This is a genomic window from Zavarzinia sp. (genome assembly GCF_041650655.1).
GTDB lineage: Bacteria > Pseudomonadota > Alphaproteobacteria > Zavarziniales > Zavarziniaceae > Zavarzinia.
This window is the reverse complement of sequence record NZ_JBAZKR010000003.1, coordinates 55,092-68,388: the sequence shown is the minus strand read 5'-3', so window position 1 is coordinate 68,388 and position 13,297 is coordinate 55,092. Positions and strand designations below refer to the sequence as shown.

Here is a 13,297-nt window from a genome sequence, read left to right as displayed (position 1 = left end):
GGCACAGCCCATGACCGTGCAGACCGAAACCATGAGCAAATTTCCGACCCTGCGGTCCTTCCGCCGGATCCAGATCGAGCGCGCGGCGGTGCTGCGCTGGCTGCGTCGGCGGCTCGCCGCCGTCCTGCCCCCCCTGGTCATGCTGGTGCTGTTGCTCGGCCTGTGGGAGCTTCTGTGCCGGGGTGGCCATGCACCGCTGCCGGCGCCGAGCCAGGTGGTGACGGACACCTGGGACCTGATCTCCGATCCCTTCTTCGACCACGGCGGCACCGACAAGGGCCTGTTCTGGCAGATCACGGCGAGCCTGACGCGGGTCGCCGAAGGTTTCACCATCTCGGCCGTGCTCGGTGTCCTGCTCGGCGTGCTGATCGGCCAGTCGAGCCTCGCCTTCCGCGGACTCGACCCGATCTTCCAGGTGCTGCGCACGGTGCCGCCGCTGGCCTGGCTGCCGCTCTCGCTGGCCGCCTTCCAGGCCGCCAATCCCTCCGCGATCTTCGTGATCGCCATCACCTCGATCTGGCCGATCATCCTCAACACCGCGGTCGGCATCCGCAACATCCCGCAGGACTACCGCAACGTCGCCCGCGTGCTGCGCCTCTCCGGCCCGGAATTCTTCTTCAAGATCATGCTGCCGGCCAGCGTGCCCTTCATGTTCACCGGGCTTCGCATCGGTATCGGCCTGTCCTGGCTCGCCATCGTCGCGGCCGAGATGCTGATCGGCGGCGTCGGCATCGGCTTCTTCATCTGGGACGCGTGGAATTCCTCGCTGATCAGCGAAATCATCGTCGCCCTGATCGCGGTCGGCCTGGTCGGCTTCGTGCTCGACCGCTTGATCGGCGCGCTCGGCAACATGGTCGCCGGCACCACCCGCACCTGAGGAGACGGATCATGGGCAATTATCTCTCGATCGAACAGGTGGGCGTCAGCTTCGAGACCGAACGCGGCCCCTTCGTGGCGCTCCGCGACATCGACCTCAAGGTTGCCAAGGGCGAGTTCATCTCGATCATCGGCCATTCCGGCTGCGGCAAGTCGACCCTGCTCAACCTGGTCGCCGGCCTGCTGGAAACGACGACCGGCGCGATCCTGCTCGAAGACCGCGAAGTGAAGGAACCGGGGCCGGAGCGCGCGGTGGTGTTCCAGAACCATTCGCTGCTGCCCTGGCTCTCGGTCTACGACAATGTGAAGCTGGCCGTCGACAAGGTGCACGGCAAGACCAAGAGCCGGGCCGAACGGCGCGACTGGGTGCTGCACAACCTCGACCTCGTCGGCATGGGTCATGCGGTCGAGCGCAAGCCCGGCGAGATTTCGGGCGGCATGAAGCAGCGCGTCGGTATCGCCCGCGCCCTCTCGATGGAACCCAAGGTATTGCTTCTGGACGAACCCTTCGGCGCGCTCGACGCGCTGACCAGGGCGCAGCTCCAGGACAAGGTGATGGAGATCCAGGCCCGCCTCGCCAACACCGTGATCATGATCACCCACGACGTCGACGAAGCGGTGCTGCTGTCCGATCGGATCGTGATGATGACCAACGGCCCGGCCGCCACCATCGGCGAGATTCTGACCGTCGACCTGCCCCGCCCGCGCCACCGCCTGACCCTGGCCGACGATCCCCGTTACGTGAAGGCCCGCGCCGCGGTGATGGAATTCCTCTACGCGCGCCATGCCATGAACAAGGTGGAGGCCGCCTGAAATGACCGAACGCCTCGTCGTCGTCGGCAACGGCATGGCCGCCGGCCGGGTGCTGGAGCACCTGACCGAGCAGGCCCCCGGCGCCTACGAAATCACCGTCTTCGGGGCCGAGCCCCGGGTCAATTACAACCGCATCCTGCTCTCCCCCGTGCTCTCGGGCGAAAAGACCTTCGAGCAGATCGTCACCCATGACGACGCCTGGTATGCCGGCCGTGGCATCGATCTCGTCAAGGGCAGGGAGATCGTCGCGATCGACCGCGCGGCGCGCACCGTGACCGCGAAGGACGGCACGGTCGCCCCTTACGACAAGCTGCTGATCGCCATCGGTTCCATGCCCTTCATCGTGCCGGTGCCCGGGCACAAGCTGCCCGGCGTGGTCGCCTACCGCGATCTCGACGACGTCAACACCATGTTGGCCGCCGCCGAGAAGGGCGGTTCGGCCGTCGTCATCGGCGGCGGCCTGCTCGGCCTCGAGGCTGCGGCGGGCCTCAAGATGCGCGGCATGGAGGTCACCGTGCTGCACCTGATGCCGACCCTGATGGAGCGCCAGCTCGACGTCGCCGCCGGCCACCTGCTGCAGCAGGCGATGGAAGCCCGTGGGATCCGGGTGATCACCCGCGCCAATACCCATTCGATCCTGGGCGAGAGCCGCGTGACCGGCGTCCGACTCGACGACGGCACCGAAATCGCGGCCGACATCGTGGTGATGGCGGTCGGCATCCGGCCCAACGCGACGCTGGCCAAAGCCGCCGGCCTCGCGGTCAACCGCGGCCTGCTGGTCGACGACCACATGCGGACCGACGACCCGGCGATCCTCGCGGTCGGCGAATGCGTCGAGCATCGCGGCCAATGCTACGGCCTGGTGGCGCCGCTGTTCGAAATGGCCAAGGTGGTAGCGGCGCAGCTCGCGGGCGACGCTTCCGCCGCCTATGAGGGCTCGGTCACCTCGACCAAGCTGAAGGTGACCGGCGTCGACCTCTTCTCCGCCGGCGATTTCGCCGAGGGTGAAGGCCGCGAGGAGATCGTGCTGCGCGATGCCGCGCGTGGCGTCTACAAGCGCCTGGTGATCAAGGACGAGCGCCTGATCGGCGCCGTCATGTATGGCGAGACCGCCGATGGCGGCTGGTTCTTCGATCTTCTCCGCAAGGGCGCGCCGATCACCGAGATGCGCGACACGCTGATCTTCGGTCAGGCTTTCGTCGGTGGTGCCGCCCTGGACCCTATGGCGGCCGTTGCAGCCTTGCCGGATGAGGCGGAGATCTGCGGCTGCAACGGCGTGTGCAAGGGCAAGATCACCGGCACCATCACGGAAAAGGGCCTGACCACCCTGGACGAGGTACGGGCCCATACCAAGGCTTCCGCCTCCTGCGGTTCCTGCACCGGCCTGGTCGAGCAGTTGATGCAGCTCACGCTGGGCGAGAAATTCGCCCGCGCCGCCGTGATGCCGATCTGCGCCTGCACCACATTGGGTCACGACGACGTGCGCCGCCTGATCCTGGCCAAGGGGCTGAAATCCGTGCCTGCGGTGATGCAGGAACTGGAATGGAAGACGTCCTGCGGCTGTTCCAAATGCCGGCCGGCGCTGAACTACTACCTGCTCGCCGCCTGGCCCGGGGAATACGAGGACGACAGCCAGTCGCGCTTCATCAACGAGCGCGTCCACGCCAATATCCAGAAGGACGGCACCTATTCCGTGGTGCCGCGCATGTGGGGCGGTGTCACCACCGCAGCCGAACTCCGCGCCATCGCCGACGTCGCGGACAAATTCGCCATTCCGACCGTCAAGGTGACCGGCGGCCAGCGGATCGACCTGCTCGGCGTCAAGAAGGAGGACCTGCCCGCGGTCTGGGCCGATCTCAACGCCGCCGGCATGGTCTCCGGCCATGCTTACGGCAAGGCGCTGCGCACGGTGAAGACCTGCGTCGGTTCCGAATGGTGCCGCTTCGGCACCCAGGATTCGACCGGCCTCGGCATCCGCATCGAGAAATTCACCTGGGGTTCCTGGACCCCGGCCAAGGTGAAGATGGGTGTCTCCGGCTGCCCGCGCAACTGCGCCGAATCGACCTGCAAGGACATCGGCGTCATCTGTGTCGATTCGGGTTACGACATCCATTTCGCCGGGGCCGCCGGGCTCGACATCAAAGGGACCGAAGTGCTCGGCCATGTCGATACCGAGGACGAGGCGCTCGAGGTGATCGTCGCCCTGCTCCAGGCCTACCGCGAGCAGGCGCGTTACCTCGAGCGTATCTACAAATGGACCAAACGGGTCGGCGTCGACTCGATCCGCGCCCAGGTGCTGGACGATGTCGAGAAGCGGAAGGCGCTGTTCGCCCGCTTCGTCTTCTCGCAGCAATTCGCCCAGGTCGATCCCTGGGCCGAGCGGGTCGCGGGTGCGGAAGCCCATGAATTCCGCCCCCTGGCCCGGCTCGAAACCCTGGAGGCAGCGGAATGAACGCCATGGCGGAACTCTGGATCGACGTCGGCACGGTCGAAGACGTGCCGCTGCGCGGCGCTCGCGTCATCACCTCGGAAAAGGGCGACATCGCCGTCTTCCGCACCGCCGCCGGCACGCTCTTCGCCCTGCGCGACCGCTGCCCCCACAAGGGCGGGCCGCTCAGCCAGGGCATCGTGCATGACGATGGCGTCGCCTGTCCGCTGCATAATTGGGTGATCGATCTTTCGACTGGCGCCGCGCGCGGGGCGGACACGGGCTGTACGCCCGTGATCCCGCTGCGCACCGAAGCCGGCCGCATCCTGATCGACCTTTCGGCGCTGCGCTGACCATGACGGCGACCCGCACCACCTGCCCCTATTGCGGCGTCGGCTGTGGTGTCCTGGCGACGTCGCGGCCTGACGGCACGGTGGCGATCGCGGGCGATCCCGAACATCCGGCCAATTTCGGCCGGCTGTGCTCCAAGGGATCGGCCCTCGGCGAAACCCTTTCGCTCGACGACCGGCTGCTCTATCCGGTGGTCGGCGGCGCGCGGGCGACCTGGGACCTTGCCCTATCCCATGTCGCCCGCCGCTTCGCCGGGACGATCGCCGAACACGGGCCGGATGCGGTCGCCTTCTATGTCTCGGGCCAATTGCTGACCGAGGATTATTACGCCGCCAACAAGCTGATGAAGGGCTTCATCGGCTCGGCCAATATCGATACCAACAGCCGGCTCTGCATGTCGTCTTCGGTCGCGGGGCACAAGCGCGCCTTCGGCACCGATACGGTGCCCGGCACCTACGAGGACCTGGAACAGGCCGATCTCGTCGTCCTGGTCGGCTCCAACCTCGCCTGGTGCCATCCCGTGCTGTTCCAGCGCCTGGCCGCGGCCAAGGCGGCGCGCGGCATCACCGTGGTTACTATCGACCCGCGGCGCACCGCGACCTCCGAACTCGCGGACCTGCACCTCGGCCTCGCCCCCGGCTCGGACGTCGCCCTGTTCGACGGCTTGCTCGACCATCTCGCCCGCCACGATGTAGTCGACCAGCGCTTCGTCGCCGAGCATACCAGCGGCCTCGACGCGGCGCTGGCGGCCGCCGCGGTCTGCGGCCTGGCCGGCGCCGCCGAGGCGACCGGCCTGCCGGAAGAGCTTCTGCTCCGCTTCTACCGGCTTTTCGCCGCGACGGAGAAGGTGGTCACGGTCTATTCCCAAGGGGTGAACCAGTCGAGCGCCGGGACCGACAAGGTCAATGCGATCATCAACTGCCACCTGCTGACCGGGCGCATCGGCCGCCCCGGCCTCGGCCCCTTCTCGGTCACCGGCCAGCCCAACGCCATGGGCGGACGCGAGGTGGGCGGCCTCGCCAACCAGCTCGCCGCCCATATGGAGATCGACAATGCCGGCCACCGCGCCCTGGTCGCCGACTTCTGGCAGGCGCCGCGGCTCGCCGAAAAGCCGGGGCTGAAGGCGGTCGAGCTGTTCCGGGCGGTGCGCGAGGGCCGGGTCAAGGCGCTCTGGATCATGGCGACCAATCCGGTCGCCAGCCTGCCGGAAGCCGACCTGGTCGCCGAAGCGCTGGCCGCCTGCCCCTTCGTCGTCGTTTCCGACATCGTGCGCGCGACCGACACCACGGGTTACGCCCATGTCCTGCTGCCCGCCGCCGCCTGGGCCGAGAAGGACGGCACGGTGACCAATTCGGAACGCCGGATTTCGCGCCAGCGCAGCTTCCTGCCCCTGCCCGGCGAAGCCAGGCCGGACTGGTGGATCGTCGCCGAAGTCGCGAAACGCATGGGTTTCCACGGTTTCGAGTGGGACGGTCCGGCCGCGATCTTCCGTGAACATGCCGCCCTCTCGGCCGCGGGCAATGCGGCCACGCGGGATTTCGATCTCGGCGCCTTCCAGGCGATCGAAGCCGACAGCTACGACGCCCTGGAACCCTTCCAGTGGCCGCTGCGGGCCGATGGCACGACGGCGCCACGCTTCTTCGCCGATGGCCGTTTCTACACGCCCAACGGCCGCGCCCGCTTCGTACCGACCCCGCCCCGCGCGCCGAAGAGTGCGACCAACCCAGCGCGCCCCTTCGTGCTGAACACCGGCCGCGTGCGCGACCAGTGGCACACGATGACCAGGACCGGCAAGACACCGCGCCTGACCGCCCATTACGCCGAACCCTTCGTCGAGGTGCATCCGCGGGATGCGGCGCGTCTCGGCCTCGCCCCCGCCGCCCTCGCGCTCGTGGAGAGCGAGAGGGGCGCCGCCCTGCTCCGCGTGCTGGTCACCGAGCGCCAGCGCGAAGGCTCGGTCTTCGCGCCGATCCATTGGACCGGACAGCAGGCTTCGCGCTCGCGCGTCGATGCCCTGGTCGCGCCCCATGTCGATCCCCAGTCGGGCCAGCCGGAATCGAAATTCACCCCGGTCTCGCTGCGCCCCTATCGCGCCGCCTGGCATGGTTTCGCGGTCTCGGTCCGGCGCCCCGTCCTCGGCGCGCCGGACTATTGGGCGCTCGCCCCGGCCGAGGCCGGCTTCCGCCTGGAACTGGCCGACAGCCGCCGCCCGGCCGACTGGCGGGACGAGATGGAACGCCTGCTGTGTCCCGCCCCGGGGGCCGAGGTGCTGGCCTATCACGACGCCGCCCACGGCCGTTACCGCTTCGCCGTCTTCGAAGGCGGGCGGCTCGCCGCCGCCCTCTTCGTGGCGCCGGAGCCGGTCGAGATCGCGCGCGGCTGGGTGCTCGGCCGGCTCGGCCAGGCGGTCGATCCGGCCGAACGGCTGCGCCTGCTCGCGGGCCGGGCGGGCGACGGTGCCGCCGATCCGGGCGCCATCGTCTGTTCCTGCTTCTCGGTCGGGGTGAACCAGATCGTGCAGGCGATCGGAGGCGGGGCGCATAGCGTCGAGGCCGTCGGCGCCTGCCTGAAGGCCGGCACCAACTGCGGTTCCTGCCGCATGGAAATCGGGAGATTGATCGATGCCTGCAAAGTCGCGGAAGCCGGTTGACGTCACCGTGATCCCGGGCGGCCGCCGGGATGCCCCCGTGGCAGCGCGCGGCACCGGACGGGTCACCCTGGTCGGCGCCGGGCCGGGCGATCCCGACCTGCTCACCCTGAAGGCGGTGAAGGCGTTGCAGGCGGCCGATGTCGTGCTGTTCGACGACCTCGTCGGCGACGGCATCCTGGACCTCGTGCACGAGAGGGCGCGCCGCTTCGCCGTCGGCAAGCGGGGCGGCCGTGCCTCCTGCAAGCAGGCGGACATCGACGCCCTGATGGTGAAGCTCGCCAAGGCCGGCAAGCATGTGGTGCGCCTGAAATCGGGCGATCCCATGATCTTCGGCCGCGCCGGGGAAGAGATCGAGCGCCTGCGGGCCGAGAACATCCCGGTCGAAGTGGTGCCCGGCATCACGGCGGCACTGGCCATGGCCTCGGCCCTGGGGATCTCGCTGACCCACCGCGACCATGCCCAGTCGGTCCGTTTCGTCACCGGCCATTCCCGCCACGGCCACCTGCCCGAAGCGCTGGACTGGGACGCTTTCGCCGATCCCCATACCACCCTGGTGATCTATATGGGCGGGCGCACGGTCGCCGCCCTGGTGGAACGACTGGCTGCCGCGGGCCTGCCGTTCGCTACCCCCGCGGTCGCCGTCCGCGCCGTCTCGCGGCCGGAGGAGGCGCGTTGGCAAGGCACGCTCGCCAGTCTCGCCGAAGGCGCCGGCACCCTAGGCCTCGAAGAACCGATCCTGATCGCGATCGGTGACGCCCTGGTCGCAGCGGAAGCCGAGGCGGCAGACAGTCTCCGGCGGCGCGAAGTGGGCTGAAGGCCGGCGCTTGCACCCGCGGCGGCGGCCCCGCAGAATCCGTCGGCCGTCTCAGGAGTGCCCCATGTTGCCCATCGCCGAACGCTGGTTCGAGAGCCGTCGCATCGACGACGACGTCACCTTGCTGTGGGAACCCCATGTGGTGCCGCTCATGCGCTGCAACATCTGGCATGTGCGCGGGCGCGACCGGGACCTGGTGATCGACACCGGCATGGGGGTCGCATCGCTGCGCGAGGCGGCACGGCACCTGTTCGGCAAGTCGGTCACTGCTGTCGCCACCCACACCCATATCGACCATATCGGCGGCCACCACGAATTCGAGCACACGCTGGTCCACGAGATCGAGGCCGACAACCTGCGCCACCCCAAGGACCGGGGCGCCCTGCTCGGCTCCATCCTGGGGCCCGATTTCGCGCGCAAGATGGCCGCCTGGGGCTATCCCTTCGAAGGCGATCTGATCACCGCCATCCCCTTCGCCGGCTATAATGCCGCCACCTATGCCCTGAAGGATTCGGTCGTCACCGAGACGGTGGTCGAGGGCGACGTGATCGACCTGGGCGACCGGCGCTTCGAAGTCCTGCACCTGCCGGGCCATTCGCCGGGCTCGATCGGCCTCTGGGAAGCTGCGACCGGCACGCTCTTCTCCGGCGATGCGATCTATGACGGCCCGCTCCTCGACGAGATCGGCGGCGCCGACATTCCGACCTATGTGCGCACCATGAAGCGGCTGCGCGAGCTGCCGGTCAACGTCGTCCATGCCGGCCACGACCCGAGTTTCGGGCGCGCACGCCTGGTCGAACTGGCCGACGCCTATCTGGCGAAACGCGCCTGACGAGGGAACCGCACCCTGGCGCTCGGGGTTTATTCCGGCCATAGAGGGGCGTCGGCGGCAATCGGGACTAGTTGAATGGCGAGCAATGCGGAAGTCGGGCGGCCGGCGAAGAAATCCCTGCTGACCCGGGCGCTGGATGCGGCCGCCGGGCCACGCGGCCTGTGGTTGCTCGCCCTGGTCTCCTTCGCCGAAGCCTCCTTCTTCCCGATCCCGCCCGATCCGGTGCTGGCCGCCGTGGTGTTGGCGCGGCGCGACCGGGTCTGGCTCGCCGCCGCGGTCTGCTCGATCGCCTCGATCGTGGGCGGGCTCGCCGGCTATGCCATCGGCTTCGGCCTCTACGATACGATCGGCAAGGCGGTGATCGATTTCTATCACCTGCAGCCGGCCTTCGATTCCTTCCAGCAGCGGTTCCAGGAATGGGGCGGCTGGATCATCGTTGCCAAGGGCTTCACGCCCATCCCCTTCAAGCTGGTCACCATCGCGAGCGGCGTGGTCGGCCTCAACCTGCTGACCTTCGTCGTCTCCTGCGCGGTGACGCGGACGGCGCGCTTCTTCATCGTGGCGGCGCTGTTCTACGCCTTCGGCCCCCAGGCCAAGGCGATCATCGCCCGCCACAAGATGAAAGTGCTGTTCGGCGGCATCCTGCTCGTGGCCGGCGGCTTCGTCGCCTTCGCGATGCTCTGACCGGCCTATTTGAATAGCGGGTGGTCGATCAGGCTGACCAGGGCCCAGATGCCGAAACAGCCGATGGCGAAGCCGGAGATCCGGTTGATGGTCTGAAGCCCGCGCTGTTCGAGCTTGCCGCGCAGCAGGCCGACCAGGAAGGCCAGCGTCAGCCACCACAGCACCGAGCCGGAGAAGACCCCGGCCACGGTGAAGACGGCGTGGACGAAAGTGCCGTCGCCGGCGAGGCCAGTCGAGGCGAAGACCGTGGCGAAGCCGAGGATGGTGATCGGGTTGCTGACGGTCAGCAGAAAGGTGCCGGCCATGGCGTGGGGAATGCCGCCTTCGTCCGCCTTCAGGCTGCGGTCATGCGGCTCGGTGAAGAAGGTGCGCACGCCCAGGCCGATCAGGAAAATGCCGCCGAACAGCCGCATCCAGGCGTCGTGCGACAGCATCCAGTCGGAAATCGCGGTGAGGCCGAAGGCGGCGATCACGGCGAAGAGACCGTCGGCGATGGCACCGCCGACCCCGGCCATGAAGCCGTTCACCCGGCTGACGTGCAGCGTCCGGTGAATACAGACGAGATTGACAGGTCCGACCGGCGCCGCAACGACATAGCCGACGATCAGCGCACGGACGAACGATTCAATTTCCATTTTGCCCCGGACGCAGACGGATCAGATGACGATCACGTCGTTGCCCGGCGGATCGGCATACAGCTTTTCGACGAGATGAGCCCTGCGGGTCAAGGCTGCTTTCTGGTTGATATACCCTTTGTCGGTGATTTCGCCAGCGTCGAGATTCGCCGGTTCGGTCATGAACAGGACCCGCTTCACCACGGTGGAGGAGCCCGGATTGGCCCGGTTGTGGCTGCGCAGGCCGCGCCGGATGTGTTCGACCAGCTGGCTCGAGTTCAGCATGGTTTCGAGCGAGCCCTGGGCCGCCTCGTCGGTCACCACCTTGGGCAGGCCGACCCAGTTGGGCCAAGCCAGTACGGCGACATATTTGCGGTCGTGACCGCAGATCAGCGCGTCCTGGATCGCCGGTGATGCCGCCCCCACGACTTCGACCCGGAGCCGGCCGGCCTGCACCCAGGTGCCGGTGTCGAGCTTGAAGTCCTCGGCCACGCGGCCGTCGAACACCAGGCCCAGTTCCGGATGCTCGGGATCCAGGAATTTGGCGGCGTCGCCGATCCGGTAGAAGCCTTCCTCGTCGAAGGCTTCCGCCGTCTTGGCCGGCTCCTGGTAATAGCCCGGGGTGACCAGCGGCCCGCGCACCCGGACCTCGTAGGTGGTGCCATTGGGCACCAGCTTCAGGTCGACGCCCGGCAGGGGCAGGCCGATCATGCCGACCCGCTCGCTCTCGCGGAACACGCTGGTCGCCACCGGCGCCGTTTCGGTCGAACCCCAGCCGGTGGTGAAAATGACGCGTTCGCCGGTGATGCGGATCGCCAGCACCTGGAAACGCTCCCACAGGTCCTGGCTCAGCGCGGCCCCGCCATAGGCGCAGAACTTCAGTTTCTTGAAGAAGGTCCTGGCCATGTCCTCGTCCTTTTCCATGGCCGAGAGCAGCATGGAGAAGGCGACGGGCACGTTCATATAGGTAGTGGGCGAGATTTCGCGGAGGTTTGCCAGGGTCTCGTCGAACAGGCCGGGCAGGGGGCGGCCGTCGTCGATATAGAGGCTGCCGCCGCTGCTGAGAACGCCGTGGAGATTGGCGTTGCCGCCGAAGGTGTGGCTCCAGGGCAGCCAGTCGACCATCACCGGCGCCCCTTCCGCGGCGCGCCAGGCGGCCTGGTCGAGCACCAGCATCTGCGCCATCTTGGCATTGGCGCAGAGCATTCGGTGGGTGTTGATCACCGCCTTGGGCATGCCGGTCGAGCCCGAGGTGAAGAGATATTTGCAGACCGAATCGGGCCCGAGGCGCTCGTAGACGGCCGCCACTTCGGGGCCGACGGGGGTCTGCAGCAGGTCGGAGAAATCGGTCGCCGGGATCGAGCCCGGCGCGTCGGACACATAGACGACCTCGACCCCGTCGAGATTGAGTTTGACCAATGCCGCCTCGAAGAAGCGGCCGTTCTGCACGAAAACGATCTTCGGTTTGATCAGGTCGAAGACATAGACGAGCTTCGCATGGTCGAGCGACATCAGCGAATAGGCCTGGCTGATCGAGCTGACCGGCACGCCGGCGGCGATCGCGCCATACATAATCAGGGCGTGTTCGATCGAATTGCCCGACAGCACCATGACGGCGGCGTCCGGTCCGAGCCCGCGGGCCAGCATGGCGGCAGCGATCGCATTCACATAGGCGAGACCCTGGCCATAAGTCACCTTGCGCCAGTCGCGGTCCGGCCCGCGCTGGGCGAGCCACAGGGTATCCGGCTCCTCCGCCGCCCATTTGTGCAGCGGCACCAGCATGTTGTGGTCGTAGTCGGCGAGTTCGTGGCCGAGTCGCAGCAGCATTTCGCCGTTGTCGCGCCGGGTGACCGCGAGGTCGTTCGACAGGTAGTTGATCTTGCGGAATGGCGGCTTCATGCCCTGCTCTCCCTCGATTTTCTTGGTCCCCGGCTGCGCAGGCCGCGGCACATGGGGCGGGAGTTTGCAAACCTGTCGCGCCATTGCAACAAACAAACGCATGAATGACGCCATGGTCTCGCAATTTCCTTGCTGCCCGTCGTCGCCCCCCGCCCCGCGACGAAAGATCCCGTGCTTTTCCTTCAATGCCGGGCGGCAGTCGGCTAAGGTCCTGCGCGTAGTTAAAGGCTTCGGGAGAATGGTCATGGTGCGACGTCTGCTGATCGCCGGCCTGCTCGCGGCGGGTGCGGCCCTGGGCGCCGGCTCTGCCGCCCGGGCGGGCCAGCCGGAGGTGATCGCGCGCAACGGCACGGCCATCACCTTCCCGGAAGCGACGTTGGCGGCCTTCGACCTCGCCATCCTGCAGGGCGCCGACAGTCTCCGGGTCGACGTCTATCAGACCTTCGACGGCGTCCTGGTGATCAGAACCGACCGCAACCTGGCCGCCACCACCAATGCGGCGAGCGTGCTGACCCCGCCCGGCCCGATCAAGGGCGAACCGGCGCCGATCGGCTTCCCGATCGATTTCACCAGCTACCAGGACTATGCCCGCCTGACCGCGCGGCAAACCATCCCGGGGCGGGACAATTCCTTCGACGGCATGTTCTCCGCCCCGATCCTGGAAGACCTGCTGGTCCTGGTCGAACGCCGGCAGAGCGAGCGGCGGCGCACGATCGGCCTGCTGATCGTGCTACACGACACCCAGGTCCATGCCGCCCGCGGCCGCCCGATGGAGCCGCGGCTGATCAGCACGCTGCAAAAATACGGTTTCGCGGCCTCGCCCGACGTGCTGATCGGTGCGAGCGAGCCCTCCAGCTTCGCCCGCCTGGGCGGGCTCCAGGGGCGCCGCGTCTTCGTGCTGGGCACGCCGAACAGCCGGCCGGCCGATGCCGCCCAGACCGGCGACCGCCGCAGCTTCGCCGATTACGCCACGGCCGACGGGCTGCGCAGCGTGCGCAATTTCGCCGATGCCGTGCTGGTCGACGTGCAGGACACGCTGGGCGGCCTCGACGACGGGGCGCCGGTGCCCGCCGTGGTCGGCAATGCCAAGGCCGCCGGGCTGCAACTCTTCATCGGCGGCTATGCCGATGCGGACAATCCGGTGCAGCCGCGCCGGGCCGCCATTGCCGCCTATCGCCGGGCCTTCGACCTCGGCGCCGATGCCGTGGTGACCGACGAACCGGCCCGCGCCCTGGCCGCCCGCCGCCACGGCCACTGATATCTTCTGCATGAACGGGGGCTGAACGGCGCGTTCAGGCTTCGCTCAGCGCCACCTCGCCATCATGCTCAGCATCAA

At 67.9% G+C, this 13,297-nt stretch carries 11 protein-coding genes; 9 read left to right on the top strand and 2 right to left on the bottom strand.

Going from position 1 to position 13,297, the window contains the following annotated elements:
• Positions 1-10: 10 nt before the first annotated feature.
• The 8 genes from ntrB (at position 11) to WC493_RS01345 (ending at position 9,448) form a co-directional block, all read left to right on the top strand.
• A complete protein-coding gene (ntrB, locus tag WC493_RS01380; protein ID WP_373061736.1) occupies positions 11-877 on the top strand; it encodes a nitrate ABC transporter permease in 867 nt (288 codons plus the stop codon).
• Positions 878-888: 11 nt separating this feature from the next.
• On the top strand, positions 889-1,689 hold the full coding sequence (locus WC493_RS01375; RefSeq protein ID WP_373061734.1) for an ABC transporter ATP-binding protein: 801 nt from the start codon (positions 889-891) through the stop codon (positions 1,687-1,689).
• 1 nt (position 1,690) lies between these two features.
• Entirely contained in the window at positions 1,691-4,141 is a 2,451-nt protein-coding gene (gene nirB / locus WC493_RS01370) for a nitrite reductase large subunit NirB (RefSeq protein WP_373061732.1), read from the top strand.
• Entirely contained in the window at positions 4,138-4,470 is a 333-nt protein-coding gene (nirD, locus tag WC493_RS01365) for a nitrite reductase small subunit NirD (RefSeq protein WP_373061730.1), read from the top strand. Before nirB ends, nirD begins: the two co-directional genes overlap by 4 nt.
• 2 nt (positions 4,471-4,472) lie before the next feature.
• On the top strand, positions 4,473-7,118 hold the full coding sequence (locus WC493_RS01360) for a molybdopterin-dependent oxidoreductase (protein ID WP_373061728.1): 2,646 nt from the start codon (positions 4,473-4,475) through the stop codon (positions 7,116-7,118).
• A complete protein-coding gene (gene cobA, locus WC493_RS01355) occupies positions 7,090-7,932 on the top strand; it encodes a uroporphyrinogen-III C-methyltransferase (RefSeq protein ID WP_373061726.1) in 843 nt (280 codons plus the stop codon). The genes WC493_RS01360 and cobA overlap by 29 nt, the downstream gene beginning before the upstream one ends.
• A gap of 64 nt (positions 7,933-7,996) precedes the next feature.
• Complete coding sequence (locus tag WC493_RS01350; RefSeq protein ID WP_373061724.1) at positions 7,997-8,764, top strand: MBL fold metallo-hydrolase; 768 nt, start codon at positions 7,997-7,999, stop codon at positions 8,762-8,764.
• A gap of 75 nt (positions 8,765-8,839) precedes the next feature.
• Positions 8,840-9,448 (top strand): YqaA family protein, encoded by a 609-nt coding sequence (locus tag WC493_RS01345; protein WP_373061722.1) that lies wholly within the window; start codon positions 8,840-8,842, stop codon positions 9,446-9,448.
• A 5-nt stretch (positions 9,449-9,453) separates the two neighbouring features.
• Here WC493_RS01345 and WC493_RS01340 read toward each other — a convergent pair whose 3' ends face one another.
• Entirely contained in the window at positions 9,454-10,083 is a 630-nt protein-coding gene (locus WC493_RS01340; RefSeq protein WP_373061720.1) for a LysE family translocator, read from the bottom strand.
• A 21-nt stretch (positions 10,084-10,104) separates the two neighbouring features.
• Positions 10,105-11,961 carry an AMP-binding protein gene (locus WC493_RS01335; RefSeq protein ID WP_373061718.1) on the bottom strand — a complete coding sequence of 619 codons (1,857 nt, stop codon included), beginning with the start codon at positions 11,959-11,961 and terminating at the stop codon, positions 10,105-10,107.
• Positions 11,962-12,205: 244 nt separating this feature from the next.
• On the opposite strand from WC493_RS01335, the gene WC493_RS01330 reads away from it, so the two are divergent.
• The gene (locus tag WC493_RS01330; protein ID WP_373061716.1) at positions 12,206-13,219 is read left to right on the top strand and encodes a glycerophosphodiester phosphodiesterase family protein; all 1,014 of its coding nucleotides are present in this window, start codon (positions 12,206-12,208) and stop codon (positions 13,217-13,219) included.
• The last annotated feature ends 78 nt before the right edge of the window (positions 13,220-13,297 follow it).